Here is a 24558-nt window from a genome sequence, read left to right on the forward strand (position 1 = left end):
CAGCAAGCATGGGCACACATCCAAGACGCATCAAATTCGGTATTTAACAGGAAAAATACCAAAGGCGTCAAAATGTTGGGACATACAGAGCATGATCGTGAGCCTGAACTATTTGGCGGATACCGGCGCAGATAATCACCTATGGGAGCCCCCGCACAAGCGGATCCGGCAACTAATCAAATGTGCCATTCGCAAATATCTGGAGAACCCGCAGAAGTTCTATTGCCCCGTCGAAGTGGCGACGTTGAGGGCGGCACGACCCATGCTTCAACAACACCCGCATCTGGCCAGCGGTGTTCGTGCACACGTCCGGCTGAACATCAACCACTGGGTCTACGCCAATACGCGATACCCCGGGGCACGTGTCTCGCCCATCCGCGGGCCGGGAAGCATCGATCTAGCTCGCGATATCGCGAGCTACGGATGGGAGCCCGCCGTCCGGGAAATACTCGAGGCGGGCAAGAGGGCAAACCTGAGCGTGTGGTCCAATCTAGCGTTTGAACTCACCACCAATCCCGATGAACTTCGTGAGTACCTGAACGCCGTCACGCGATCGATCTTCACCTACTGCGATGACGTCGCGAATAGCTTGAACACCGTGGTGGATCTGGAAAAGAGCCGAATTTCCAGCCTCGGAGAGGCGCAACGCATCAGGACAATCAAGCACCTGCTCAGCGGTACGCAAGTCGACGAGCCAATCAAGGTTGAGGGTCCACTCGACTATGACATCGACGGCCCGCACGCAGCAGTGGCCATGTGGTCTGAAACACGGCGATACGACCTGTTCGACCCCGCGACGAAGGCACTCGCACGTGTGTCGGGCGGGGCTCGAATGCTGGTGGTGCCCGCAGGCGCGACGGCCCGTTGGATATGGCTTTCGGTGACCGGCGATATAGATGTAGATACATTGCGCAGCGAGCTGAGATGTATTCGCGGAGTAAGAATGGCGGTCGGCACGCAGGCAGACGGCCTGTCCGGCTTCCGGGGCACTCATGTCGATGCGTTGGCCGCACAACGGTTGATGTGCCGACTTTCTCGGCATGTTCAGGTCGCCAGTTACCGTGAACTGGAAATGATTTCACTCATCGCAGGCAACGAAACGATGGCGCGGGACTTCGTCATACGTAACTTGGGAAGTTTAAGCACCGCCAGCAATGAGTTGCGCGACACCTTGCGAACGTATCTGCGTGTCGGCTCGAACATCGCACGCACTGCCGAAGCCCTCTACGCACATCGGAACACGATCGTCAATCGACTCGACAAGATACGCACACTGCTTCCCACCCCTTTGGAGGGGAATGTCATCAAAGTTGGTCTGGCTCTGGAGATTTCCAACGTTTTTGGAGAGTCCGCAGAAGCCGTCGGATAAATATCTGGTCCCCGACAATGCACTGGGAAAGGCTACCGCTACGGCAGCGGCGCCGACCACACCAACCGAGTACCGCCGGTGTCCATCGCCAAGACGCTGAACGTGCCACCCGATTCCGCGGCCCGATTGGCAAGCCCGCTCAGGCCGCTGCGGGCAACCACCTCCGGGATCCCGATGCCGTCATCCACCACCTGCACAACCAACTCATCGTCCACCGAAACCGTCACCGACAACTCCTTAGCGCGCGCATGCCGGACCACATTGCTCACCGCCTCACGCACCACCGCCTCGGCATCTCCCGAGGTACTCGCGGGCACGACGTCCAGGGGCCCACTCATGCGCACCGATACCCGCAGGCCGGAATCGGCCGTGAGCTCGTTGATGGTGGAACGCAATGTGGCACGCAAGGATTCGTCATTGGTGTGCAGATCGAAGATCGCGGTCCGGATCTCCTGAATCACCTCGTGCAGCTGGTCGATATGGTCGGCCAGACGAGCCGCCACCGCCGGATCCGCAGATCGGCGATGCGTGCTCTGCATCGCGAGACCGACCGCGAACAATCGCTGAATGACGTGGTCGTGCAGGTCACGGGCAATACGATCGCGGTCGGCCAGCACGTCGAGTTCGTGTTTGGCCAGGCGGACCTCGGCCTGTTCCAGCGCCAGCGCGGCCTGCCCCGCGAAGGAGGCCGCCATGTCGAGCTGCTCCTCGTCAAAGGCCACCGAGCTGACGGTGCGCAGCAGAATCAACACACCCGCCGTCGACTCCCCGCCACCGAGTGGGAGGACCAGCGCCGGCCCGAATGCCAGGTCGGTGCCCTCAGCAAGGTCAACCGCGAGCCGGCCTACATTCCGTGGCTCGTGATCGACAAAGGTGCTCCCCGAGGTGGAACCGTCGATAGGGATAACCTTCTCGCACAGCACCTCTGCACCCTCGCCGATGCACACCGACACCACCAGCTCGACGACGTCGTCGCTCGCGCCGACTGGGAGTGCGATGAACGCGAAGTCTGCCTCGGCGAGCAGAGCGGCATTGGCGGCCACCAGGTGCAGCGCCTTGCCCGGTTCCGCACCGCCGAGCAGTTCGGCGGTGATGTGGGCGGTGGCACGCTGCCATTGCTCACGGCGGCGCGCGTGCTGATAGAGGCGGGCGTTCTCGATCGCGATCCCCGCCGCTCCGGCGAGCGCGCGCACCACCACCTCGTCGTCCTCGGTGAACTCCTGCCCGTCGAGCTTTTCGGTGAGGTAGAGCCGACCGAATATCTCACCGCGCACCTGCACGGGCACACCCAGAAAGGTCCGCATGGGCGGGTGGTTCGCCGGGAAACCGACAGAGGCCGGGTGTGCCGCGATATCCCGCAGGCGCAGCGGCTTGGCCTCGTCGATCACCACGCCGAGCACACCGTGACCGGTAGGCAGCGGTCCGATCAGCTCGCGGGTGGCCTCATCGATGCCCTCGTAGACGAACTCGGCAAGCTTCTCGTCCGATCCCACCACGCCGAGTGCTCCGTACCGGGCACTGACGAGCTCCGATGCCGCGCAGACAATTTCCCGCAGAGTCGCGTCCAGCTCCAGCCCCGAGCTGACGGCCATGACGGCGTCGAGGAGGGCATCCATGCGGCCTCGCGTGCCATCGACTATCTGCTCGATTCGCCCCTGCACTTCAGCGAGCAATTCACGCAGTTGCAAATGGGCAAGCTCGGCCGTCACCCGATTGGGTTGCGCACCAACATCCTCGACCACAGTTCAACTCTCGCACACCTTGCTCCCCGGTGAACACGAACCCGTCAGCCGTGCAGGCCCTGGTTGTCACGTGCGAGCTTGGTGGCCAGCACGGCAACCTGCGTGCGGCGTTCAAGGTCCAGTTTGGTGAGCAGACGTGAGACGTAATTCTTGACCGTCTTCTCCGCCAAGAACATTCGTTCCGCGATCTGACGGTTAGTGAGCCCCTCCCCGATCAGTTCCAACAACGTGCGCTCCTGCGCGGTGAGCCCGGCCAACGGCGACGGGTTGTCCGCCGCCGCCCGCAGCTTGTTCATCAACGCGGCGGCGGCCCGGTTGTCCAGCAGCGAGCGCCCCGCACCTACGGTGCGGACCGCGGAGATCAGCTCCATCCCCTTGATGTCCTTGATGACGTAGCCGCCGGCACCCGCCATGATCGCGTCGAGCATGGCGTGTTCGTCGGTGAATGAGGTGAGCATCAAACAGTTGAGATTCGGTAGCTTGGAACGCAACTCGCGACACAGCTCGACCCCGTTACCATCGGGAAGACGAATGTCCAGCACCGCGATGTCTGGTTGAAGTGCCGGGATGCGCGCCATCGCCTCGGCCACCGAGGACGCCTGCCCGATTACCGAGAAGTCCTCTTCCTCTTCGAGCAGGTCAGCCAGACCGCGGCGCACCACCTCATGGTCGTCGACCAGGAACACCGTGATCATGTCCGTTTCCCTTCCACCCGCTGCACCCAGTGTGGCACCGGCGACGGAATCCAGCAGCGGCATCATCGCAGTCCACCCACGTAGATATCGCCGATGTTCTTGTCGCTGTGCGATATCGCGTCCAGCAGATGACGGGCCGACACCGTACCCGGGGCGCGCCGTGAACCCGAGGACGTGGGCAGCTTGCTGCTGAACAGTGCTGCCGCCTGAACCAGCGTTCCGACGCTCACGCTGTCCTGAAATGGGATAGAGCGCACCGACATGGCATTCCTTCCCGTCGTACCCGTTGTTTCACGGTAGGACGGGAAGGATCTGGGCCGCTACGGTCTTTGGTCCCTACTCACGACAAAACCCCCATTTCCTCCCTCGGCATGAAGGGGAAACGGGGGTTTTGTGCAGCTAATGCGCGTTGGAGGCTACTGGACCTCGAGGAAGTTCCGGGTCACGCTCGGATCGACCTGGATGCCGGGGCCCGTCGTGGTGGTGACCACAACCTTCTTCAGGTAGCGGCCCTTGGCCGACGACGGCTTGGCACGCAGGATCTCATCCAGCACGGCACCGTAGTTCTCCGCCAGCTTCTCGGCATCGAACGAGGCCTTGCCGATGATCAGGTGAAGGTTGGAGTGCTTGTCGACGCGGAAGTTGATCTTTCCGCCCTTGATGTCGGTGACGGCCTTGGCCACGTCCGGGGTCACGGTGCCGGTCTTGGGGTTCGGCATCAAACCGCGCGGGCCCAGGACACGAGCGATGCGGCCGACCTTGGCCATCTGGTCCGGGGTGGCGATGGCGGCGTCGAAATCCACCCAGCCGCCCTGAATCCGCTCGATCAGGTCGTCGCTACCGACAACGTCGGCGCCGGCGGCGGCAGCCGCTTCGGCCTTGTCGCCCACCGCGAAGACGATGACGCGAGCGGTCTTACCGGTACCGTGCGGAAGGTTCACGGTGCCGCGGACCATCTGGTCAGCCTTGCGGGGGTCGACACCGAGGCGCATCGCGACCTCAACAGTGGCGTCGTACTTCTTGGACGAGGTCTCCTTGGCCAGCTTTGCGGCTTCCAGAGGGCTGTACAGCTTCTCGCGGTCCACCTTCTCGGCGGCCTCGCGATATGCCTTGCTGTTCTTGCTCATTGGTATCCAATCAATTGTTGGTCGTGGTCGTGCAGGCCGAAGCGGGCCTTACCACTGGACTTCTGGTGTCGACTGTCGACTTTCTGCGCTGATTACTCGTACTTCTTCGCGAAAGGTCGACATTCGGCGGGTGGTTATTCGGTGCTATTCGACGGTGATGCCCATCGAGCGCGCGGTGCCGGCAATGATCTTGGCGGCGGCGTCGATGTCGTTGGCGTTGAGGTCTTCCTTCTTCGTCTCGGCGATCTCGCGCACCTGATCCCACGTCACCTTGGCGACCTTGGTCTTGTGCGGCTCACCGGAACCCTTGGGCACACCGGCAGCCTTCAACAGCAGCTTGGCGGCGGGAGGGGTCTTGAGTGCGAAGGTGAAGCTGCGGTCCTCGTAGACACTGATCTCCACGGGGATGACGTTTCCGCGCTGCGAATCCGTCGCGGCGTTGTACGCCTTGCAGAACTCCATGATGTTGACGCCGTGCTGACCGAGCGCGGGACCGACCGGAGGCGCGGGGTTGGCTTCGCCGGCCTTGATCTGCAGCTTGATCAGCCCGACGACCTTTTTCTTCGGGGCCATTGGGGTCTTCCTACTTTCCTTCCGTACCCGCACGTTTTCGTACGGGCTCTGCGAACCGGCATGCGGTCCGAAGTCTTTTTAGAGCTTCTCCACCTGGGTGAAGTTGAGCTCGACCGGGGTCTCGCGGCCGAAGATGGACACCAGCACCTTGAGGCGCTGCTGTTCGGCGTTGACCTCGCTGATGCTGGCGGGCAGCGTCGCGAACGGACCATCGGTGACGGTGACCGACTCGCCGACCTCGAAGTCGACCTCGATGACCGGACGCTCCAGGCCACCGGTCTCGGCGGCAGCGGCTGCGGTCTCGGTCGCCGAGCCCTTGGCAGGCTTCTTGGCGGGAGTCTGCGGCAGCAGGAACTTCACCACGTCGTCGAGGGCCAGCGGCGACGGACGCGAGGTGGCACCGACAAACCCGGTGACACCGGGGGTGTTGCGGACAGCACCCCAAGATTCGTCGTTCAGTTCCATCCGGACCAGGATGTAGCCGGGCAGCACCTTGCGGTTGACCTGCTTGCGCTGGCCGTTCTTGATCTCGGTGACCTCTTCGGTGGGCACCTCGATCTGGAAGATGTAGTCGCCGACGTCCAGGTTCTGCACACGGGTCTGCAGGTTCGCCTTGACCTTGTTCTCGTATCCGGCGTACGAGTGAACGACGTACCACTCGCCCGGCTCGCGGCGCAGCTGAGCCTTCAACGTGACGGCCGGGTCGGCGTCCTCATCGGCCACTGCCTCGGCAACCGGCGCATCCGAAGACGACTCGGTTGGCTCCTGGGCCGATTCCTCGGCCTCGGTGCTCTCGTCGACCACGTCGACCGATACGGCGGTATCAGCGGTGTCTTCTGGCTCGCTCGCAGCGTCGCCATCGAAGGTCGTCACCGTTTGTCCTCTCTCGTCTCTCTACTACCCGAACACCAGCATGACCAGCCGGGCCAGGCCCAGGTCGATCACACCGATCAGGGTGACCATGAACACCAGGAAGACCAGCACCACCGAGGTGTAGCTGACCATCTGCTTGCGGTTCGGCCAGATGACCTTGCGCAGCTCGGCCACAACCTGCTTGAGGAACACCCAAAGCTGGACGAGCGGATTGCGCGAAGGTCCCGTCTTGTCCTTCTTGGCGGCCGGTTTCCGACTGTTCTTCGCAGCCTTCTTCTTGACCTCACCGGTCTCGGAGCCACCGGATTCGGTGAGCTCCGTAGCCGCGGTCGAGACGTCAGCACGGCGGGTCCGCTTACCCGTCGGGCGCAGCGGCTTGGTCGAGGTGACGGCCCGGTCGCTGTCGACTCCGGACTCGTCTAGCTCGTCGCTCATGCCCTTCCGTACCTCTCTGTTTCCCTAGTGCTTACTCCAGGGTGTTGCAGGGGTGACAGGACTTGAACCTGCAACCTGCGGTTTTGGAGACCGCTGCTCTGCCAGTTGAGCTACACCCCTATGGCTGGCACGCCAACCTGGTGGCCGGGGCCCTCACACAACACACGCGCCTCCCGAGTACCCGACAGGCGCGTTGTGGTGGGAAAACCCCGAATCTTGAGTGTACCCCGAGGCCATCCTCAGACTGAAATTGCCCACCGATCTGCTCGCAGACGGGTGGGGACCTTTCTCAGAGGAGCTTGATATCGGCCATCCGGTCCGAGTCACGGCCCATCAGGGTGGTGAAGGCCTCCATGACCAGCTCGCCATTCTGATCGCGCACGATGTTGCGGGTGGTCACGATGTCCACGCCGAAGGCCTCCTTGTGGGAGTCGACCTGGAAGTCGCACGACAACTCATCACCCTCGGTGATGGGCTTGTGGTACACGAACTTCTGCTCGGAATGCACGATCTGCATGGTGTCCATGCCGACGTCATAGGTGCGGAAGAACTCCTTCTGCACCAGCAGCGCCATCACTGCCGGGAAGGCCAGGGGCGCGATGAGACCGCCGTGTCCGAGTTCGGCCGCCGCGTTCGGGTCGAGGCTGGCCGGATCCACAGCCTTGACCGACTGTGCGAACTCGCGGATTTTCTCCCGTCCCACCACGTAGGTCCTGGAGTACTTATGCGTCATTCCGACGATATCGAGTTGGAGCGCCATGACTACGCCAGCGTCGCAGTCGCGATAGCGCGTCCGAAGATCTTCTTGCCGTTGGTGGTGGCGGTCAGCGCGATGGTGACCGACTTGGTGTCCTCGTCGACCGACTTCACGCGACCGTTGAAGACGATCTCCGCGCCCACACCGTCATTGGGGACGGTGACGAAGCTGGTGAAACGCACGTTGTATTCGGTCACCGCCGCCGGGTCGCCGATCCACTCGGTGACGTAACCGCCACCCAGGCCCATGGTCAGCATGCCGTGGGCGATGGCGCCGTCCTCGAGTCCCACCAGCTTGGCGGTCTCGTCGTCCCAGTGGATGGGGTTGAGGTCGCCGGAAACGCCGGCGTAATTCACAAGATCCTGCCGGGTCAGCGGAATCATCTTCTCCGGCAGCTGATCTCCCACGTTGACCGAACTGAATTCACGCAATGCCATCAGTTGAACCCGCCTTCTTCTCCGTCTTCTGCAGTGCGCCCGGCAAGAGTCGTGATCAGCTCCTGCACCAGCTCACCCTTGTCATTGGTGATGAGGCTCTTGGTGACGATGATGTCGGCACCGAACGAGCGCCGGATCGAGTCGAGGTACACATCGCAAAACAGCTTGTCTCCGGCCGTGATCGGGCGCAGGATTCTGAGTTCCTGATCGACCTGGACGATCTTCTCGTCCTTGATCCCGATGTTCGCATGCTCGAAGAAGGCCGCCTGAGCGGTGTATCCGAAGATGCAGAGGAAAGTCGGCGTAGCGACCAACGAGCCGTAGCCAAGAGCCGCGGCGACGGACTCTTCGTGATGAGCGGGGTGACCGCTCTTCACCGCGTCGGCGTGCTCGCGAATCTTCTCCCGCTCGACCACATAGTGGTCGGGGTATCGGTAGTGAGTTCCGACAAGATCTTGCGATAAAGCCACGTGGCGGAACCTACCTACTGATGTTGATCGATACCAAGTAAGGCTTGCCTATTCGTGTCGCGTTTCAGCGACACGAAAACCACCGGCTAGCGCGACTCTTTGTGAGGCTGGTGCGATCCGCAGTTCGGGCAGAACTTCTTCAGTTCCAGCCGGTCAGGGTCGTTACGCCGGTTCTTCTTGGTGATGTAGTTACGGTGCTTGCACGTCTCACATGCCAAGGTGACCTTGGGCCGGACGTCTGTGCTGGAGGCCACTGCAGTTGCCCTCTTTCGTTCGTTGTCTCTATGTTCGGGTGGTAGCGGTGGGGAGGCTCGATCTCCCGACCTCACGATTATGAGTCGTGCGCTCTAACCAGCTGAGCTACACCGCCCCGCAGACAAAGCCGGCGTTGCCGCCTGCCGTCTACCGAGCCCCCTAACGGAATCGAACCGTTGACCTTTTCCTTACCATGGAAACGCTCTACCGACTGAGCTAAGGGGGCATAAAGCCCTCACGAGGGTACCCGTTGACGTCGGCGGAACCAAAACGGCTCTACCGGGGCACGGACCCGTCTGCTTTCGGTCGCGCATCACCGGTGTGAGAGACACCAATGCGGGTATCCGGGGGCCATGAGTGAACCAGGCCTGATCATCGCCGGCAGTGGTCCGGCAGGCGTCGCGGCAGCGGAATCATTCCGCGAGCACAACGCGAGCGCACCGGTGCAGATACTCACCACAGACCCCGACTCCCCCTATGAACGCCCGCCGCTGAGCAAGCAGTATCTGCGGAGACAGACAGATGACGTCGTCCTGCATCCCCCATCGTGGTACGACGAGCGCGCGATCGAACTCATCAGCAGTACCGCGATAGACCGCATCGACGTCGATGACCGTGCCGTCTACGCGGGCGCGCAGCGCTATGACTTCCGCAGCCTCATCCTTGCGTCCGGCGCGGCACCCTCCCCCTTGTCGGTACCGGGTGGGCACCACGCCCTGCTGTTGCGCTCATTGACCGACGCCACCGTGCTGCGGGACGCAGCGGACACCGCCGACTCCGCGGTCGTTGTCGGCGCCGGGTTCATCGGCTGCGAAGCCGCGGCATCCCTGGCGCTACGCGGTGTGTCGGTGACTTTGGTTGCCCCCGAATCCCTTCCACAAGAGGCGCGGCTTGGCAGAGAGGCCGGTGAGCGCCTGCGCGACCTAGTGACCGCGACAGGAGTGCGTTACATCGGCGGGGTGGAGGTCGAAGAAATCACCGGGGAGGGCGTAAGGCTCAACAGCGGTGTCACCATCGATGGCGATCTCACTCTGGCCGCCACGGGTGTCACACCACAAAGCAGTCTCGCCGCTAAAGCCGGTATACGGGTAGAAGATTCGCGAATCGTCGTTGGCTCCGATATGCGCACGTCCGCGAGCGGCGTCTACGCCGCCGGAGATGTCGCCCGTGCATGGCACGCCATCGCCGAGCGATATCTGACGGTCGAGCACTGGCAGGACGCGATCGACCAGGGCTCGGTTGCGGGAGCCTGCGCTGCGGGCCATGCTGCCGCATGGGATGCGGTACCGGGGTTCTGGACCACCATTGGCGAGGCCACGGTGAAGTACCACGCCTGGGGCGGCGGCTACGAAGACAGCCGGATGATCAGTAGCCCCGAGGGGTTCACGGTTTGGTATGAAGCCGACGCCGCGACGGTCGGGGTGCTTACCTATAACGCTGACGACGATTACGAACTCGGCAGAAAACTCATCGCCGAGGGTCGGCCCGCACCAACGGACGCCCGTTGATCTCACCACGCGGCTCAATGGTTGCGCAGCTCGCCAATCAGTTCGCTCTTGGCCAGCCGCGAATAGCCCGACAATCCAAGTTCCTTGGCGCGCTTGCGAAGCTCTGCCACGGTCCAGTCATCGTAGGAACCCGACTTACCGCCCTTACGCCCTACCGCCGAGCTCCCACGGGCAGCGGCCGCATTGGAGATCCTGGCCGACTTCTCCTTGGAATCGCCCTGTTTCCGTAGTTCCTTGTACATCTTCTCGTTCTTGATCGACGAGTTCGGCACAACATTCACCTCCGTAGTAGAACCATGTCCGGTAGGCGATTCCCCCTCACGGGAAGTCCTAAACCTGCTCCCGGCTGCACCCGGGAGCGCACGCCGTACAGCGGCCCGTCCCCTGCACTGGGGACGGGCCGCAGTCGATCGGCTACCGCTGGGCTTCTTCGCGTGCCTCATTGGCATCCGCGGCTTTACGCGCCGCTTCGGCCTCCGCTTCCTTCTTCGCAGCCTCACGCTGGGCATCAGCCTTGTCCTGCTGCGCCTGGCCTTCACGCTTGAGGTCGTCGCGGCCCGTTACCGCACCGGCGACTTCCTTGAACTTGCCCTTTGCGCCCTCAACGACGCCCTCGATACCTTCTTCGGGACCACTCTTGTCAGACATACATTTCCTTTCCTCGTGTCACCACGTACACACGCGGCTGCCGGTACTCACCACCCCCACTTGCGGGCTTCCCATATCCAGTGCCCTTAAACCGCAAGGGAAGTAACCTTCAACACATACGGGCAGTACCGTCCACGCCCGTCACTTGACCGGCGCCTTTTTCTTGGCCTGCGCCGCAGCCTTCTTCTCGGTACTCGCGTCTCCACCGGCCAGCTGACCGCCGGAGTTCTCCAGGTGCGCACGCACGAACCACTGGAACTTCTCGAGTTCGCCGGCATGGCCAATCAGCATGTCCTGCGACACGAGGTCCAGATCATCGAGCGTCTTGATCGCGGTGCGGGTGTCCGCAATCACACCGTCGTATACCAAGTTCAGTGCCGCCAAATGCGCCTGCACCGTGTCGCGGCCCACCGAATAGTCGTCCCAGGTACGGTCTTTCAGAATGGCACCGGGCGTGCCTTGCGGGGACCGGCCCAACGCGGCGATACGTTCGGCGACTTCATCGGCGTAGCCACGCACCAGCTCGACCTGCGGATCCAGCATCTCGTGCACCCCGATGAAGTTGGGGCCCACTACATTCCAGTGCACATGTTTCAGAGTGAGATGCAAGTCGTTATAGGTGCTGAGCTGTGTTTGCAGCAGATCGGCGATCTTCCTACCCTGCGCATCGGAAAGCCCAGGGATAGTGAACGTGGTCATAATCAGCTCCTTCGCTATGTGGCGTCAGAACAGGACTACCCACCGGATGCCAGAACCAAACAAGCCCCGCACCGATCTTTCTCGTCGAGGACCGGGTCCGGCCCGTCAGCATCGATGGCGACTACGAGCCCGCTCCCGGCACCCCGGTCGCCGCCGCGACCGACGGCACCTGTCCAATTACGAACACATCGATGGCGACATCGTCGTCACGGTAACCGGCGGCATGGTGCAGCCCGACTGTTGCACCGATCAGTCGATTCGCCTCATCGCCCGTCAACGGATATTCGGCCACCGCATGTCGCCAATGCGCGGCCAGGATCGTCGTTCCTTCCCGCATCTGCCCTAGCTCACGGTCCAGCACGTCACGCAGCATGGCGGCGTCGAGGTAGTAGGCAACCTCTGACAGCACCACTAGATCGAAATCTTCTGCAGGCCAGCGTGAATCCAATGACTGCCGATGAAAACTCACCCGATCCGAGAGGCCACGCCGAGCGATACGCGCACGCGCGGATTCGAGCGCCGAACCCACTAAGTCGATCGCGGTGACCCATTCGCAACGTGCCGCCAACTGCTCGGTGAGTACCCCCATGGAACATCCGGGTTCGAAGACATGGCGATAGCGCAGCCGGGGCAGCATCGCCATGGTGATCGCGTACTTCCTCTGTTCATACCAACGCTGTGCGAGCTGCCACGGGTCGTCGGATATGGCGTACATCTCGTTGAAGAAGTTGTCCGGTACCCGCCCCATCAGCGAAACACCGCCTCACCAAGGGTGAGGAGCCGATTCACGACGTGTGACGGCAATATCGCCTCCGTATCCGGCCGCCGAGGACGCAGCTGTGTCTGGAACACGTTGGTAGCCTGCCGTTTTAATCCACATGCTGCGCGGTCACGAGGTGTCGTGCACATTCGGTGCCATGGCACCGCGTTGTCGCCCGGTACGGCCCAATGCCACATCCAGACCGGGTACTCCAGTAGTAGCGCACCGGTGCGGCGCGCGGCGGAGGCAGACGCGCGCCCGACGGCCTCGTGGTCCGGGTGACCATCGCCACGCCACGTGGCAGCGCACCAGGCCCCGGGTGGCGCGGCATCGAGAATCTCGGCGAGGAGGCCGCTCATTTCCTCTTCCCTTTCGGAAATCGCACCATCGGCCAAACCGAGTCTTACCGGAGGGTCGAGACCAAGAACATTCGTAGCGCAGAGCAATTCGGCATGGCGATCCCTTTCCAGCCAACGGCGTTCGGTGGGCGACAGGTCCGGATACTCGCCGCCGCCATCGCTCACCGACACGACGACGACATCGACTCCCCGTGCGCGCAACATGGATGCCGTGCAGCCGAATCCCAATGTCTCGTCGTCGGGATGCGGCGCGACCAGGATCAGGAACGGGCACTCATCCAGATCCAGGATCGGGAATTCACGCGGCCACGCGAGCCACTGCGCAAGGGACGTACCGCCGGCCGATATCGGCCGTTCGGCAAGCCGCGCACAGTTGCCGGCGTTGGCGACGCTCATCTGGCCACCGCCCTGCCCAAGGCCGCGAGATCCCGCTCGGCATGGCTCTGCCGGATGTACATGGTGAGATCGGCAACGTGTTGGGCATGCCTGGCATCGAGCGCCAAGGGCCCGGGCCCCAACGCGCGGCCGGTACGCACGATCGCCTGGTCCACAGCATGTTCCACAACAGCTCTGACGCGGCGTGCGATGAGTTCGGTGCGTTCGCTGCGAGGTTCGGCATCGACATAGGCGGCGGCCGTCATGAGAATGGCCTCGGCGGCAGCGAGCGCGGCATCCACCGCACCGAGGTGAGCTTGTGCGTGGGGATCACCGGAAGACCCGCGATGCCCTTCGGCGACCGCCCGGTAGAGGGGTGCGGCCACACCGCGTGCCCCGCCGAGCCAGCAGGCCGCCACACCTATGGCGCCGTGCCAGAAACCCGGCCTATCCAGGTACTGCCCGGGCTTCCCAACGGGTACCCCGATTGCGCCACTTAATTGCACTGAACGCGTGTCGCTTTCCCGCATTCCCGCGTTCTGCCAAATCTGCGGCAGCACAGTCGCTTCCGGCTGGCTCATGTCAACGGCATAGAGTCCCCGCGTGTTGTCCTCACGTCTGGCGGTGATCAGAGCGTGCGTGCACGAACCCGCACCCGAACACCAAGCCTTCGTCCCATCCAGCACGCAGTCACCGTCCCGCTGCGCGGCGGTGACCATCGTGTTCGGCGCCTCAGCCGCCCAGACGCCCCACAGCTGTGTCGGGCCGGGAACAGGGCCGTCAAGTTCACACAGGATCGCCACGGCATCACAGTGCGCTTCGGCTAGCCGTCCCGCGGTCACGTCGTGTTGAGTCAGCGCGGCAAGCTTCCACCATCGTGCGGCGGTATGTCCGGCTCCTGGCATCGGAAGTGCTAACTCACCGGCGTGCAGCCACCGGCGCACGAGATCGGCCGTCATCCCGCACCCTCGCGCCGTGAGATGGACCGCAGATACGCCGCGAATCCCTCGGGGGCTCTTCCGACGCGGCGGGCTGACGTCTCGACCGATAGCGCCTCATCGCGGTGTATCCGGTAGTTCCTCAGTTCGAATCGCCGGACAAGGTCGACGTCCTCTCCGCTGCCGATGGCTGCGAATCCGCCTTCTTTCCAATAGTTGTCGGCGCGAAAACCCATGTTCGCACCGTGCACATGACCATGGCCGTCCGGCTTACGCTTCGCGCGGTACGCATTCAGATAGCGGCGCACCACACCTGCTGGTGTCTGCCGCCAGTTCCCCACGCGAACAACACCGAGCACCATGTCCGCTCCCGAATCTGTCTGGCGCACCAGCCAATCGGCATCAACCCGGCTGTCGGCGTCGGTGGTGGCATACCACACCCGATGCTCCGCCGAAGCCGCTACCGCGCACACCGTCCGCGCATACGAGAAGCCCGCCGCTCTGGCCGCCCCGACATTACGGGCCTGGACCTCGATGAAATGCACATCGGATCCGTACTTCCCCGCCAAACGTATGCTTTCGTCATCGCAGTCGTCCAGAACGACCACCGTCAGGGTCGGCACCGGGACGCACGCCGCCGCCGTCACCACGGCACTCAGGCAGCTCGGTAGATTGTCGACTTCATTGTGCGCGGGCACCACCACGACCGCCCGCTCGTATGCCACAGCACGGCGCGGCTGCTCGCCCAACCCCGAACGATCCAGTGGCACGGTTACCGACACAGCCGGTCCTGAAATGCGATGACGGACATTACTTCTCCTCGTAGGCTGAATCGACAAGACCAGGCAGGGCCTCACCCCTCCGACCGTCTCCCCGGTGGTGTACCCGTTCTGACGCGGTTCATGCATGCCAGCGTTGTCCGCCTGCCGACACGGTGAAATCCCCAGTTCGTGCATGAACAAGCGCAAACCGGGTACACGAACGTGATGCCCAACGAAAGGAACACGACGATGTCCGCTGTTCTTCAGGATCGGACGATCGCGATACTGGCCGCCGACGGAGTCGAGCGTGTCGAGCTGGAGGAACCACGTAACTCGATCGTGGATGCTGGTGGCACCGTGGTAGTGCTTTCGATCAGATCGGGTGAGATTGCCGCCCGTGACCACGATCTAGCGCCGGCCGGGACGCTGCACGTCGACCGCGAGGTCGGCACGGCATCTGTGGACGACTACGACGCACTGGTGCTTCCCGGGGGCACCGTCAACCCCGACAAACTGCGCGCCGATGCGGATGCGGTGGATTTCGTGCGTGCGTTTGTGCGATCCGGCAAGCCCGTGGCCGCGATCTGCCACGGGCCGTGGACCCTTGCCGAGGCAGGTGTATTGCAAGGACGAACGGTCACGTCGTACCGCAGTATCCGCACGGACCTGCGCAATGCCGGGGCCCATGTCCTGGATGAGGAGTTGGTCATCGACCACAACCTCATCACCAGTCGTTCCCCGGAGGACCTGCCCGCGTTCTGTCGGGCCATCGTGGACAACGTCGCCGCCGCCAGCGCCAGACGATGATCGAGATCAGTGACGGGCGGCCTACGCTACCGCGGGTGACACGGCACGGGGGCGTATAGCGCCTGCCGGCACCGTTCCTCGGCCTCGGCCGTCGAGCGGTCCAGCGGTAGGCGCGTATCGATCACGTGTGCCTCGCCCCACCCGTTGTCCACACCGACGAACTCAGAACTCAACGCCGCCGCGATATCACCGCTGGCGTCCGACACTCCGTCGTGACGGGCCGCCACCCGATGTTGGGCGGTGACCAGCGGCGCCATGCACAAGAACTCCACCATCGGCGCTCCGGCTTCATACGCGAGCTGATGCGCGCGCAGCCGGTGGCGCGGATTGCGCCAGGTCGCGTCCAGGATGACGGTGTGCCCGCCGGCCAGGCATACCCGCGCTCTGCGGAGCACAGCGTCATAGACGGCGGCCACGTTCTCCGGGGAGTACAGCCCCGCGTCGAACACGCCCTTGCCGCCGGATATCACGCCCAGACGATGCAACTGATGGCGCACCTCATCGGTGGAGATGATCTGAGCACCAATATCTTCCGATATCCGACGCGCCAAGGTGCTCTTACCTGTGCCCGGCCCGCCGCCGACCAGCACAAGCCGAACCGTTGCCGCGCTCAGGTGACTCAGCGCCATCGACACATGCTTGGTGGCCCGGCCCAGGGCCGCGCGCTGCCCCTGGGCGAACCGGGTGCAATCCACCTTGGCACGGACCAAGGATCGATAGGCGATATAGAAGTGCCGCAGCGGCTCCGGTGCGGGATCGGCGGATAGTTCCACGTAGCGATTCATGAAATATTCGCCCAGATCCCGCCGCCCCAGGAATTCCAGATCCATGGCCAGGAATGCGGCATCGTCGAGGCTGTCCGCGTGCCGCAGCCGGTCGTCGAATTCCAGACAATCGAGCATCACCGGACCATCGGGCAGGCAGAAGACGTCACTGGCCATCAGATCGCCGTGCCCGTCGATGATCCTGCGGTCGGCGATGCGCTGTGCGAACAGCACCGCCCGTCCGGAGATGAACTGTGTCGCGAGCGTCCGGACCATGCGCACGTCGTCCGCGGCGAGCACGGTTCCGACGTACTTCTCCAACGAGGTCAGCGTGTCCTCCCAGCGATCGACGACAGCGTCAAGCGCACCGGCTTCGTCGATCGACGGGCTGCGATCGGCCCGCTTATGGAACGCCGCCAGCACCTCCGCGACCGCATCCAGATGCGACTTGGTGACCCGGCCCGCCTTGGCCATCGCCGACAATCGCGCGGCATCCGGGTAGCGCCGCATCACCACGACCGGTTCGCCCGGCCCGCCCTCGGGATCGGTGAGGTGCGAGACGCCGATGTAGCTGTCACTTGAGATGCGGCTGTTGAGCGCCACCTCACGGGCACAAGCCCTTTCGCGAAGCTCCAGGGTGCTGAAGTCGAGGAGGTTGGTGACCACGGGTTTCTTGAGTTTGTATGCCCGCCCTCCAGCCAAAATGACGATACCCGTGTGTGTTTCACGGATCTCGGCACCGACGTACGTGGGGCTGGCGGTCGATCGCATTGCGCGCATGACTTCATCGTTGCCGGGTGCGAGACGCGGATATCCGGCCATGTGCCCCTGATCTGTGGGTCGGAAGTCACCAGTTCTCCCCCACCAGGGCCCACTCCGCGTTCCCTGGGCCACATACCCGGGGACTTCGGGTCCGTGGCCGGTGACCAAATGCCCTGTCCGCGCCCGGATGTGTCACCGAGAGTCGATATCACCACCAGTGAGCGGAGCCCGACATGCCCAAGACGATGGTTCACATCGACGTAGTCCAGACTGCGATCCAACTTGCTTGCCGTGCACCGTCTTTGCATAACACTCAGCCATGGCGCTGGATCGTCGACCCGGGCTCCGGGGCCGGTGACTTGCACCTGTACCTGGACCGCTCGCGCTGCGTGAACAGAACTGACGACAGGGGCCGCGAAGCGATCATCAGCTGCGGTGCGGCTCTGGACCATTTCCGGGTAGCGATGGCCTCGGCGGGCTGGATGGCACGGGTGGAACGGATCCCCAACCCCGACAACCCCGACCATCTCGCGGCCATCACGTTCTTGCCCAGATCTGTCGTGGTGGTGGGTGATCGTCGACGTGCGGATGCGATCCTGCAGCGCCGCACCGATCGCCTTCCGTTCGAGTCGCCGCCGAACTGGTCGCAGTTCGCCCGGATGTTGAACTCGGTGATCTCCGATCGGGCGGTGATCCTGGATGTGATCGACGATGCGATGCGGCCGAGATTGGCCGAGGCGTCGGCACTCAGCGATGCCCTGCGTATCTACGATTCGGCCTATCAAAACGAACTCGATTGGTGGACAGCATCGTTCACGCTGAGAGAAGGTATTCCGCGCAGTGCGCTGGTGTCGGCCGGCGAGAGCGATCACGTCGACATCGGCCGCACCTTCCCGGTCGTCTCAGAACGGACCACACGGCCCGGCCTGCAGGAAGATCGGGCCAAGGTCCTGGCGCTGTCCACCGCAAGGGACACCCCAAAACACCTGCTGCGCTGCGGCGAGCTGCTATCCGAGGTGCTGCTGGAAGCGACCCTGGCCGGGATGGCGACCTGCACCATCACGCACATGCTGGAACTGACCGCCAGTCGCGAGGTCGTCGGCGCCACCATCGGGCGAGCGCACCCGCAGGCATTGATCCGGGTTGGCCTGGCTCCGACCTTCGGTCGCGTCCCGCCCCCGACGCCCCGGCGATCGCTTGCCGATGTGTTCGAGATCCGCGGCTAGGGCAGTGCCATGAACGAGATCCCCACCCCCCAGTCCGCGGTGGTCGTCGGCATCGATGGTTCACGATCCGCGGTTCGGGCCGCGTTATGGGCGGTCGATGAGGCACTGCACCGTGACGTACCGCTGCGCCTAGTCCACGTGGCTCCCCAGCCGGAGTTCCCGGAGTTCGACAACGAGCCAAGCACCGCCGGGATGGCGCTACGGCATGCCGTCCGCGAGATCGGGTCGACGCGAAAGCCAGTGAAGGTTCACGCCGATATCCGGCACGGACGGGTAGCGGACGTGCTGCTGGACGCCTCACGCAACGCCCTCATGTTGTGCGTGGGCGCGATCGGCATCAGCGGTTCCGACACCAGGAAAGTCGGATCCACGGCTGCGGAAGTTCTCCGGTCGGTGCGCTGCCCGGTCGCGGTGATCCGTGATGGCCAGGTACCGGCCGGTGCGGAGCCCTCAGTGGTGGTGGAGGTCGACGAGACCCACGAGTCGGTGGCCTCGTTGGAACTCGCGGCGCACGAGGCACGGCTGCGCCGCGCACCGATGCGCGTCCTGCTGCGCCATCGCCCGATGCCTCTCTTCGGGCATCGGGTCGCCACCTTGGCACGCGGCGACCGTCAGGTGGCGGCCGTCCTGCTGGAGCGACGCCTAGCGCCGATACGGGTGCGGCACTCCGACCTGGACATCCGTGTACTCGATCCAGTGGGCGGCACGCTGGATTACCTGGAACGCCACGGGCATTCCGTACAGCTGGTGGTTCTCGGAGCCGGCGATGCGGCACACGTGCAGGAGTTGGTCGGCCCCAATGGATGCGGCGTGCTGGGCCGGACACACTGTTCGGTGCTCGTTGCCGCGCGTCAGCGGCTGCTGTAGACAGCACCATCGGGTGATGCCCACCACGCGTGATGCCTTCGTATGGGGTACCTCGCTACTCGCGTCATCGGGACCGTGTCGGATCAGGATCGTTGTGTACCGCTTTTACACAACGAAACCGAGCCACACATCCCGTGCCGGGAGGAGTCGAAATGATTACGCGAACTGCCCCGTACAGCGTCTCGCCGGACGTCAGCCTGCTCATCCTGGTTGAGGCCGGCCCTGCACACGACCTTCGTGAGCATCCGGGTGCAATCAACTCGGCCACACCGATTTTCGAGGCCATTCGGGTGGCCGGGCACACGGTTGCACCCCTTCACGCCAACGCCGCGGGTGTACCGCCCGAGCTGCGGTCCATCTTCGTGGTCACCGCGCCTGCCTGCCCCGAGTTCGAGCGGCTCGCCGAACATCTGCGGGCCCTTCCCGGTGTTGCCGCGACCTATCTGGAATGTGATGACGCCCGCCCGGGGCCTGCCACCGTCAGTGCCATCCCGGTATCGATCGGCGCCCAGCGCCGGGCACTGATCCGCCGTGTCACCCACCGCGGCGTCGGTGCGCTGGGCGCACGCCGGCTGGCCGGCTAATAGACACCCAGTGGGGGCGGTGCGCTGTCGCACCGCCCCCACTGGCTTAGGTGACCCGTTACTGGATACCCGCATTGGGCGGGGCGATATGCGTCCGCCCCTCGGGTTCCACCACCATTACTCCGGGGATATCCACCAGCGCAGCGGCATTCGCGATATCACCGGATACCACGCCGATCTCGCGGTGCACCTGCATACCGGCCATGCCGGCGGCCCGCAACGCGGCCACCGTGCCGTCGAAATCACGCTCTTCGATCGTCACGGTGACCCGCTGCGCCGTCACTGTGGGGCCTGTACTAGCCCGGCACCCACATCCACGGCCGGAACGTTGAGCGGTGTCGCGTGCTGCAACAGCACCGCCCAGAGCTGCCGGCCGGTGAGCCCCGTGGCCTCGCACCAGAGCGCCGCGATACCGGACACATGGGGCGTGGCCATGCTGGTTCCGCTGATCGAGTTGTAGCGCTTCGGCATCGGCCACGAGGAGTACACATCGACACCCGGTCCGGCGAGGTCGATGCGGCCGGCCGCCTTCGTCTTGGTGCTCGAACGCGCCGAGAACCAGCCCGGGTTCAAGGACGAATCCACCGCGGCGATGGCCATGATCGACCGGCTGTTCGCGGGCACGCCGACGAAGCCGTAGTTTCCGATCCTGCGGTTGGCGTTGTTCCCCGCCGCGGCGATGATCAGCGAACCGCGGTCCAGCGCACGCTGACCCACCGTCTCATAGGCGAGGGACGTCTTATCGACGTTGGCGCCCAACGACATCGAGATGACGGCGCAGTTGTTGGCCACCGCCCAGTTGATGCCCGCGAGAATACCGCCGTCGGCCCCCGACCCGGCGTTACTCAGCACCTTGCCCGCGAAGATCTCGGCCTCGGTCGCTGCTCCATAACGACGACTCCCCCGCGGAGAGCGCGGTCCACACGAGGTACCGATGCAGTGTGTGCCGTGCCCATGCCCATCGTCGGCGCTCTCGCCGTCGATGAACGACTGCATGGTCACGTGACGCTTCTTGAAGTCCGGATGTGCGGCGTCGAAGCCCGTGTCCAGCACCGCCACCCGAACCCCGCGGCCGGTCTTTGAACTCGTGTCTGTTCTCGTGGCCTGCAGACCCCACGTCGACGAGTCATTATCGGCGTAGGCAGCGGCGAGCTCTTCGACGGTCGCGGTGTCGGCCTGCAACCGCGCGAAGAGGTCGGAGACACCATGCTGGTAGCCGCTGAGGTATTCGGCGGAGGTGACCGTAAGTGCGTGATGGATCAGCTCCGGTTCCACCGATAACACCGTGCCGCCGGCCGACGCCGCGGCCTGAAGCGCCATGGTCTGCTCCGGGTCGGAATCCACGACGGCCAGACCGAGCTCGTCGAACACCGTGGCATCGGCGTCGACGACGGCGCTGATATCCATCGCTTGATTCTCAAAATCGCGGCTGTGTGCGATGTTCGAGATCCCCGCGATACCTGCGAGGGTGGTGACGTTGTTTCCGCGCGCCGTTGCCGGTGCGAAGACAACCACTTGTCTTCCTGTGTAGATCTGCGGGTCGGTGTTAGTCATTTCCAGGTCCGTCCTTTCCTGACGTACGTGATGGGAAGCCGCAGACGCCCAACGGCAGATAGACGCACTAGCTCGGCTACCAGCAATGGTCGGCAGCGTCGCGCGATTTCGAACGAGTGATCCACTACCTGCATTTGGGCGCGGTCTGTGCCGCCCCGGCGAGGCCGCAGCGCGTCATCTCATCGCCCGCCAGGAACGAAGTAGCCCGCTACTCGTGCGGGTACCGGCCCGCGAGCCCTACCGTTTCAGCAGACCCATCACCCAAGGGAGCCGATCATGACAACGCTTGAACGACAAGCAATCCGGCAGCCGTCACCGATACCCACGACCAAGGTTGCGGCCAGTGGCACCGCCGGCGCCATCTCGGTCGTGCTGGTCTTCGTCCTCGGCAAGTTCAATGTCGAGATACCCGGAGACGTCGGCTCGGCCATCACCGTCCTCTTCTCCGTCGCATCCGGGTACTTGGTGCACGAACGCACCGTTCTGCAGCCACCGGATTCGGAGAACACCACGGACGAATGAACCACCGCGGGCAGTGGGCAGCCGCCTATTCCTGCGGGTTCGCCAGGTCGCTCCACACGATCTTGGCAAGCTGATCACGGTCTGCGACATCGAGTTTGATGCACGCTCGGTAGATGTGGCCTTCGATGGTCCGCACCGACAGCGTGAGGCGCTCGGCGATCTCGCGGTTGCACAACCCCTCCCCGATGAGCGCCGCGATCTCACGTTCACGTGCGGTGACCGGCAGCGGGCGCGCGGCGGCCCGGATCGCGGGCGTGGCCGCACCACCGCATTGACCTGCGATCCGCAGTGCACGCGCAGCGGATTCGGCGCTCTTGCTCCGGTCTCCATCGCGACCGCGTAACGCCACCGCCTGTGCTGCGGCATCCGCGGCCGAGAGCAGCAGGCCCGCGTTCTCGAACTCACCACTCACCACATCCAGCGCCGTGGCATCGGAGGCACCGACGGCGACTGCGTGCCACGCATACAGCTGCACCAGCGGACCATGCACGCGTGGGACGAGCGACCCGAGGCGGCGACCCACGGTCCGGTCACCGAACCGCGCCGCATGGTGCAGAGCCTCGGCCTCCACCGCGTATTGGCCCGCGGTGTGTGCGGCGTCGGCCGCGCGCCGGGCGATGTCGACCGCCGATCGGTCTGCACCGCGCGCGGCGGCAAGCCAGGATTTCGCGATCAGCAGCTGGGGGTCGTGCAGTGCGACGAACTGTCCTGAGTGTTCTCCGGATTCGGTCAGCACGCGCTCGGCATCTTCGACCTTGCCGAGTGCGGCGTAGGCGCGGGCCAGCAATAGCCGTGCGGGCAGCTGCCAGGGCAGTGGCTTCTCGGCATTGAGCGCGGCCAGCGCCTGTTCGATGGACGATATCGCCGTCGGGAAGGCGCCGCGGTGCACGGCAACCAGGCCGGCCATGATGCGCGCTATTGCCCACGCCAGAAACTGTCCGGCCGAGGAGAATTCGGTGTATTCCGTGACCCGGCGGTCGGCCAGCCGGAGCTGCCCCGTGTAGACGAGTGCCAGTACGTCGCAGTAACGCACCATCACCGCGATCATGCCGTCGGTGGATCTTTTCTGCGCGCGGCACCTCGCGGCGATCGGCTCGAACTCGTCGCCGCGGCCAGCGACGGGCAGCGCGAGCCCGATACCGAACGCCGCGAATTCCACCGCCTGCCGGGGAGCCTCCGGATCCGACAGCACCAGCGTCGCCGCCGCCAGCCCCTCGTCGAACTGGTTCTCGTGCACGGCCAACGCCGCCCCCGTCGCGTCGACGACCAGTTTCAGCGCGGGATGCTGCACCCGTTCACGCAGCAGTGCCATCAGCTCGTGTGCACGCCGCACATCGCCCATCGACCAGAACGCGATGGACACCAGCGGAAGGCCCCACAGGACCAGCGAGAGTTCATCGAGCTGGTCCGGATCGAACTCCGCGAGCACCTGCTCGGCTTCCTCGGGCCGACCCTGCCACAGCAGAGCGCGCGAGAGCACCTCGGCCGCGCGCAGCCCTCCGTCACGTTCCACCGCGCAGCGCGCCAGATGCTCACCCACCGGCAGGTTGGACAGATACACCGCGTCCTTCGCGGCGGAGACCAGGAGGGCCGGGTCGGTGGCCTCGTCGCTGCCGACCGACAACTGCGCAAGCCGGATGCGCTTGGCAGCCGAGTCGATGTCACGCTCCCGGAGTGCCCGCACCAGCTGACCGCGCAGACGCCGGGCCGATGCGGTGCCCACTCTGCGCCGGATCACCTCGCCCAGCATGGGATGGCTGAACCGCACATTCATCCGCCGGCCGTCGGCTTCGACACGGACGAAGCCGCTGAGCTCGGCACCATCCAGAGCATCGCCACCGGCGATCTCGCACAATGTGTCGAGATTGAGCGGTTCACACAAGGACAGTAGTTTCAGCACGTTGAGTACGTCGCCATCCAACTGTTCAAGGCGATCTCCGAGCAGTGCGGCCAGCCCCGACGGGACAACCGTGTTACCGCGCAGTTGCCACACGCCGTTGACGGCGGTGAGGGATCCGGCCTCGACGGCCCCTTCCACCAGATGTCGCAGGAACAGCGGATTTCCACCGGATGACTCCCACATCACGTCGGCGCTCAGCCCTTCGAGGGCTCCGCCGAGCACCGATTCCACGAGGGCGACACTCTGCTGCTTGGTGAACGCCTCGAGTTCGAACCGGCGCAGGTAATCGTCTTTCCACAATGCGGTGACCGCATCCGGAACGGGCTCGCCGCTACGCACGGTGGCCACCAGCCGGCCCGCATGGCCGACCGCGATCTGATGCAGCAGAGTCGCCGACAGATCATCCAGCAGATGAGCATCGTCGATCCCGATGATCGGATGTGGCGTCGCGACAATGGATTCCCGCGCCGCAGCAATGAGCGCAGCCGGGTCACGCGATCCGGTTGTCTGTATCCAGTGAGCGAACACGCCCAGCGGAATGTTCCGCGACGACTCGGTGCACGCCACCCAGCGAACCTGGCATTCCAGCGAGTCGGTGACCGTGCGCGCGAGGGTGGTCTTGCCCACTCCCGCCGACCCGACCAGCACCACACCGCACGACAGGCTGTCCGACAGCGTCGCGCGGACGGCCTCGAATTCGTTTGGGCGGTCGAGCAACTGCCAGCTCCCCGACATGGAGAAAGAGTTTAGATCGCGACGGCGGTTTGCGTGGGCCAGTCCGGGGGCCGGTT

Annotated in this window: 29 protein-coding genes and 3 tRNA genes; 7 read left to right on the plus strand and 25 right to left on the minus strand. The window is 64.2% G+C overall.

The window, feature by feature from the left end; translation table 11 throughout:
• The first annotated feature begins 97 nt into the window (after window positions 1-97).
• Window positions 98-1369, plus strand: a complete 1272-nt coding sequence (locus BB28_RS19525; RefSeq protein ID WP_161581977.1) for a PucR family transcriptional regulator — start codon at window positions 98-100, stop codon at window positions 1367-1369.
• A 38-nt stretch (window positions 1370-1407) separates the two neighbouring features.
• Here the strand turns inward: BB28_RS19525 and BB28_RS19530 are convergent, their stop codons facing one another.
• From BB28_RS19530 to BB28_RS19595, 14 genes are all read right to left on the minus strand, one after another.
• Entirely contained in the window at window positions 1408-3111 is a 1704-nt protein-coding gene (locus BB28_RS19530) for a sensor histidine kinase (protein WP_046254707.1), read from the minus strand.
• Window positions 3112-3155: 44 nt separating this feature from the next.
• Window positions 3156-3806, minus strand: a complete 651-nt coding sequence (locus BB28_RS19535; RefSeq protein ID WP_030096619.1) for a response regulator transcription factor — start codon at window positions 3804-3806, stop codon at window positions 3156-3158.
• 62 nt (window positions 3807-3868) lie between these two features.
• Complete coding sequence (locus BB28_RS19540) at window positions 3869-4069, minus strand: hypothetical protein (RefSeq protein WP_046254708.1); 201 nt, start codon at window positions 4067-4069, stop codon at window positions 3869-3871.
• Window positions 4070-4222: 153 nt separating this feature from the next.
• Window positions 4223-4933, minus strand: a complete 711-nt coding sequence (gene rplA / locus BB28_RS19545; RefSeq protein ID WP_030096618.1) for a 50S ribosomal protein L1 — start codon at window positions 4931-4933, stop codon at window positions 4223-4225.
• A gap of 144 nt (window positions 4934-5077) precedes the next feature.
• Window positions 5078-5506, minus strand: a complete 429-nt coding sequence (rplK, locus tag BB28_RS19550) for a 50S ribosomal protein L11 (RefSeq protein WP_030096617.1) — start codon at window positions 5504-5506, stop codon at window positions 5078-5080.
• Between the two features lie 78 nt (window positions 5507-5584).
• Window positions 5585-6379, minus strand: coding sequence for a transcription termination/antitermination protein NusG (gene nusG, locus BB28_RS19555; RefSeq protein WP_046254709.1), 795 nt, complete (start codon window positions 6377-6379; stop codon window positions 5585-5587).
• A 24-nt stretch (window positions 6380-6403) separates the two neighbouring features.
• Entirely contained in the window at window positions 6404-6814 is a 411-nt protein-coding gene (gene secE, locus BB28_RS19560) for a preprotein translocase subunit SecE (protein WP_046254710.1), read from the minus strand.
• Between the two features lie 47 nt (window positions 6815-6861).
• Window positions 6862-6934: transfer RNA gene (locus tag BB28_RS19565), tRNA-Trp, on the minus strand.
• A 169-nt stretch (window positions 6935-7103) separates the two neighbouring features.
• Complete coding sequence (locus BB28_RS19570; RefSeq protein ID WP_046254711.1) at window positions 7104-7574, minus strand: FAS1-like dehydratase domain-containing protein; 471 nt, start codon at window positions 7572-7574, stop codon at window positions 7104-7106.
• 2 nt (window positions 7575-7576) lie between these two features.
• Window positions 7577-8008, minus strand: a complete 432-nt coding sequence (gene hadB / locus BB28_RS19575) for a (3R)-hydroxyacyl-ACP dehydratase subunit HadB (RefSeq protein ID WP_046254712.1) — start codon at window positions 8006-8008, stop codon at window positions 7577-7579.
• Complete coding sequence (gene hadA, locus BB28_RS19580) at window positions 8008-8478, minus strand: (3R)-hydroxyacyl-ACP dehydratase subunit HadA (RefSeq protein WP_046254713.1); 471 nt, start codon at window positions 8476-8478, stop codon at window positions 8008-8010. The genes hadB and hadA overlap by 1 nt, the downstream gene beginning before the upstream one ends.
• Before the next feature lie 86 nt (window positions 8479-8564).
• Entirely contained in the window at window positions 8565-8732 is a 168-nt protein-coding gene (rpmG, locus tag BB28_RS19585) for a 50S ribosomal protein L33 (RefSeq protein WP_030096611.1), read from the minus strand.
• A 39-nt stretch (window positions 8733-8771) separates the two neighbouring features.
• Window positions 8772-8848 (minus strand) — tRNA-Met (locus BB28_RS19590).
• A gap of 38 nt (window positions 8849-8886) precedes the next feature.
• Window positions 8887-8959: transfer RNA gene (locus tag BB28_RS19595), tRNA-Thr, on the minus strand.
• A 127-nt stretch (window positions 8960-9086) separates the two neighbouring features.
• On the opposite strand from BB28_RS19595, the gene BB28_RS19600 reads away from it, so the two are divergent.
• On the plus strand, window positions 9087-10241 hold the full coding sequence (locus tag BB28_RS19600) for an NAD(P)/FAD-dependent oxidoreductase (protein WP_046254714.1): 1155 nt from the start codon (window positions 9087-9089) through the stop codon (window positions 10239-10241).
• 14 nt (window positions 10242-10255) lie between these two features.
• Here BB28_RS19600 and BB28_RS19605 read toward each other — a convergent pair whose 3' ends face one another.
• From BB28_RS19605 to BB28_RS19635, 7 genes are all read right to left on the minus strand, one after another.
• Window positions 10256-10513 carry a DUF7218 family protein gene (locus BB28_RS19605; protein ID WP_046255994.1) on the minus strand — a complete coding sequence of 86 codons (258 nt, stop codon included), beginning with the start codon at window positions 10511-10513 and terminating at the stop codon, window positions 10256-10258.
• A 142-nt stretch (window positions 10514-10655) separates the two neighbouring features.
• The gene (mbp1, locus tag BB28_RS19610; RefSeq protein WP_046254715.1) at window positions 10656-10889 is read right to left on the minus strand and encodes a microaggregate-binding protein 1; all 234 of its coding nucleotides are present in this window, start codon (window positions 10887-10889) and stop codon (window positions 10656-10658) included.
• Between the two features lie 141 nt (window positions 10890-11030).
• Window positions 11031-11588 carry a Dps family protein gene (locus BB28_RS19615; RefSeq protein WP_046254716.1) on the minus strand — a complete coding sequence of 186 codons (558 nt, stop codon included), beginning with the start codon at window positions 11586-11588 and terminating at the stop codon, window positions 11031-11033.
• A gap of 121 nt (window positions 11589-11709) precedes the next feature.
• Window positions 11710-12339: an SAM-dependent methyltransferase gene (locus BB28_RS19620; RefSeq protein ID WP_419894531.1), complete on the minus strand. Its 630-nt coding sequence runs from the start codon at window positions 12337-12339 to the stop codon at window positions 11710-11712.
• Window positions 12336-13103, minus strand: coding sequence for a PIG-L deacetylase family protein (locus tag BB28_RS19625; RefSeq protein ID WP_046254718.1), 768 nt, complete (start codon window positions 13101-13103; stop codon window positions 12336-12338). The genes BB28_RS19620 and BB28_RS19625 overlap by 4 nt, the downstream gene beginning before the upstream one ends.
• Complete coding sequence (locus BB28_RS19630; RefSeq protein ID WP_046254719.1) at window positions 13100-14041, minus strand: acyl-CoA dehydrogenase family protein; 942 nt, start codon at window positions 14039-14041, stop codon at window positions 13100-13102. Before BB28_RS19630 ends, BB28_RS19625 begins: the two co-directional genes overlap by 4 nt.
• Entirely contained in the window at window positions 14038-14745 is a 708-nt protein-coding gene (locus BB28_RS19635; RefSeq protein ID WP_046255995.1) for a glycosyltransferase family 2 protein, read from the minus strand. Before BB28_RS19635 ends, BB28_RS19630 begins: the two co-directional genes overlap by 4 nt.
• A 285-nt stretch (window positions 14746-15030) precedes the next feature.
• On the opposite strand from BB28_RS19635, the gene BB28_RS19640 reads away from it, so the two are divergent.
• The gene (locus BB28_RS19640; protein ID WP_046255996.1) at window positions 15031-15588 is read left to right on the plus strand and encodes a type 1 glutamine amidotransferase domain-containing protein; all 558 of its coding nucleotides are present in this window, start codon (window positions 15031-15033) and stop codon (window positions 15586-15588) included.
• Window positions 15589-15614: 26 nt separating this feature from the next.
• Here the strand turns inward: BB28_RS19640 and BB28_RS19645 are convergent, their stop codons facing one another.
• Window positions 15615-17174, minus strand: a complete 1560-nt coding sequence (locus BB28_RS19645) for a bifunctional aminoglycoside phosphotransferase/ATP-binding protein (protein ID WP_046254720.1) — start codon at window positions 17172-17174, stop codon at window positions 15615-15617.
• Between the two features lie 173 nt (window positions 17175-17347).
• Between BB28_RS19645 and BB28_RS19650 the strand changes: the two genes are divergently transcribed.
• The 3 genes from BB28_RS19650 to BB28_RS19660 all read left to right on the plus strand — a co-directional run bounded on the left by BB28_RS19650 (window position 17348) and on the right by BB28_RS19660 (window position 19791).
• The gene (locus BB28_RS19650) at window positions 17348-18340 is read left to right on the plus strand and encodes an Acg family FMN-binding oxidoreductase (RefSeq protein ID WP_046254721.1); all 993 of its coding nucleotides are present in this window, start codon (window positions 17348-17350) and stop codon (window positions 18338-18340) included.
• 9 nt (window positions 18341-18349) lie between these two features.
• Window positions 18350-19207: a universal stress protein gene (locus tag BB28_RS19655; RefSeq protein ID WP_046254722.1), complete on the plus strand. Its 858-nt coding sequence runs from the start codon at window positions 18350-18352 to the stop codon at window positions 19205-19207.
• A 152-nt stretch (window positions 19208-19359) separates the two neighbouring features.
• The gene (locus BB28_RS19660) at window positions 19360-19791 is read left to right on the plus strand and encodes a hypothetical protein (RefSeq protein ID WP_064393537.1); all 432 of its coding nucleotides are present in this window, start codon (window positions 19360-19362) and stop codon (window positions 19789-19791) included.
• A 58-nt stretch (window positions 19792-19849) separates the two neighbouring features.
• Here the strand turns inward: BB28_RS19660 and BB28_RS19665 are convergent, their stop codons facing one another.
• Both BB28_RS19665 and BB28_RS19670 read right to left on the minus strand, forming a co-directional pair.
• Window positions 19850-20074, minus strand: a complete 225-nt coding sequence (locus tag BB28_RS19665; protein WP_044105109.1) for a hypothetical protein — start codon at window positions 20072-20074, stop codon at window positions 19850-19852.
• Complete coding sequence (locus tag BB28_RS19670; RefSeq protein ID WP_046254723.1) at window positions 20071-21345, minus strand: S8 family serine peptidase; 1275 nt, start codon at window positions 21343-21345, stop codon at window positions 20071-20073. The genes BB28_RS19665 and BB28_RS19670 overlap by 4 nt, the downstream gene beginning before the upstream one ends.
• A 276-nt stretch (window positions 21346-21621) precedes the next feature.
• On the opposite strand from BB28_RS19670, the gene BB28_RS19675 reads away from it, so the two are divergent.
• Window positions 21622-21867 carry a hypothetical protein gene (locus tag BB28_RS19675; RefSeq protein ID WP_052740294.1) on the plus strand — a complete coding sequence of 82 codons (246 nt, stop codon included), beginning with the start codon at window positions 21622-21624 and terminating at the stop codon, window positions 21865-21867.
• 25 nt (window positions 21868-21892) lie between these two features.
• Here the strand turns inward: BB28_RS19675 and BB28_RS19680 are convergent, their stop codons facing one another.
• On the minus strand, window positions 21893-24502 hold the full coding sequence (locus tag BB28_RS19680) for a LuxR C-terminal-related transcriptional regulator (protein WP_046255999.1): 2610 nt from the start codon (window positions 24500-24502) through the stop codon (window positions 21893-21895).
• Window positions 24503-24558: the final 56 nt, after the last annotated feature.

This window comes from Mycobacteroides chelonae CCUG 47445, assembly GCF_001632805.1.
GTDB classification, from domain to species: domain Bacteria; phylum Actinomycetota; class Actinomycetes; order Mycobacteriales; family Mycobacteriaceae; genus Mycobacterium; species Mycobacterium chelonae.

Excerpts from the sequence above, each read along its gene's own strand:
- BB28_RS19535 (WP_030096619.1), bottom strand. The coding sequence starts at position 3,806 with ATGATCACGGTGTTCCTGGTCGACGACCATGAGGTGGTGCGCCGCGGT.
- BB28_RS19660 (WP_064393537.1), top strand. The coding sequence starts at position 19,360 with ATGATTACGCGAACTGCCCCGTACAGCGTCTCGCCGGACGTCAGCCTG.
- rplA (WP_030096618.1), bottom strand. The coding sequence starts at position 4,933 with ATGAGCAAGAACAGCAAGGCATATCGCGAGGCCGCCGAGAAGGTGGAC.
- BB28_RS19640 (WP_046255996.1), top strand. The coding sequence starts at position 15,031 with ATGTCCGCTGTTCTTCAGGATCGGACGATCGCGATACTGGCCGCCGAC.
- BB28_RS19655 (WP_046254722.1), top strand. The coding sequence starts at position 18,350 with ATGAACGAGATCCCCACCCCCCAGTCCGCGGTGGTCGTCGGCATCGAT.
- BB28_RS19570 (WP_046254711.1), bottom strand. The coding sequence starts at position 7,574 with ATGGCGCTCCAACTCGATATCGTCGGAATGACGCATAAGTACTCCAGG.
- secE (WP_046254710.1), bottom strand. The coding sequence starts at position 6,814 with ATGAGCGACGAGCTAGACGAGTCCGGAGTCGACAGCGACCGGGCCGTC.
- BB28_RS19615 (WP_046254716.1), bottom strand. The coding sequence starts at position 11,588 with ATGACCACGTTCACTATCCCTGGGCTTTCCGATGCGCAGGGTAGGAAG.
- BB28_RS19600 (WP_046254714.1), top strand. The coding sequence starts at position 9,087 with ATGAGTGAACCAGGCCTGATCATCGCCGGCAGTGGTCCGGCAGGCGTC.
- rplK (WP_030096617.1), bottom strand. The coding sequence starts at position 5,506 with ATGGCCCCGAAGAAAAAGGTCGTCGGGCTGATCAAGCTGCAGATCAAG.
- BB28_RS19680 (WP_046255999.1), bottom strand. The coding sequence starts at position 24,502 with ATGTCGGGGAGCTGGCAGTTGCTCGACCGCCCAAACGAATTCGAGGCC.
- BB28_RS19650 (WP_046254721.1), top strand. The coding sequence starts at position 17,348 with ATGCCCAAGACGATGGTTCACATCGACGTAGTCCAGACTGCGATCCAA.
- BB28_RS19670 (WP_046254723.1), bottom strand. The coding sequence starts at position 21,345 with ATGACTAACACCGACCCGCAGATCTACACAGGAAGACAAGTGGTTGTC.
- hadB (WP_046254712.1), bottom strand. The coding sequence starts at position 8,008 with ATGGCATTGCGTGAATTCAGTTCGGTCAACGTGGGAGATCAGCTGCCG.
- mbp1 (WP_046254715.1), bottom strand. The coding sequence starts at position 10,889 with ATGTCTGACAAGAGTGGTCCCGAAGAAGGTATCGAGGGCGTCGTTGAG.
- BB28_RS19625 (WP_046254718.1), bottom strand. The coding sequence starts at position 13,103 with ATGAGCGTCGCCAACGCCGGCAACTGTGCGCGGCTTGCCGAACGGCCG.
- BB28_RS19630 (WP_046254719.1), bottom strand. The coding sequence starts at position 14,041 with ATGACGGCCGATCTCGTGCGCCGGTGGCTGCACGCCGGTGAGTTAGCA.
- BB28_RS19540 (WP_046254708.1), bottom strand. The coding sequence starts at position 4,069 with ATGTCGGTGCGCTCTATCCCATTTCAGGACAGCGTGAGCGTCGGAACG.
- BB28_RS19675 (WP_052740294.1), top strand. The coding sequence starts at position 21,622 with ATGACAACGCTTGAACGACAAGCAATCCGGCAGCCGTCACCGATACCC.
- BB28_RS19645 (WP_046254720.1), bottom strand. The coding sequence starts at position 17,174 with ATGGCCGGATATCCGCGTCTCGCACCCGGCAACGATGAAGTCATGCGC.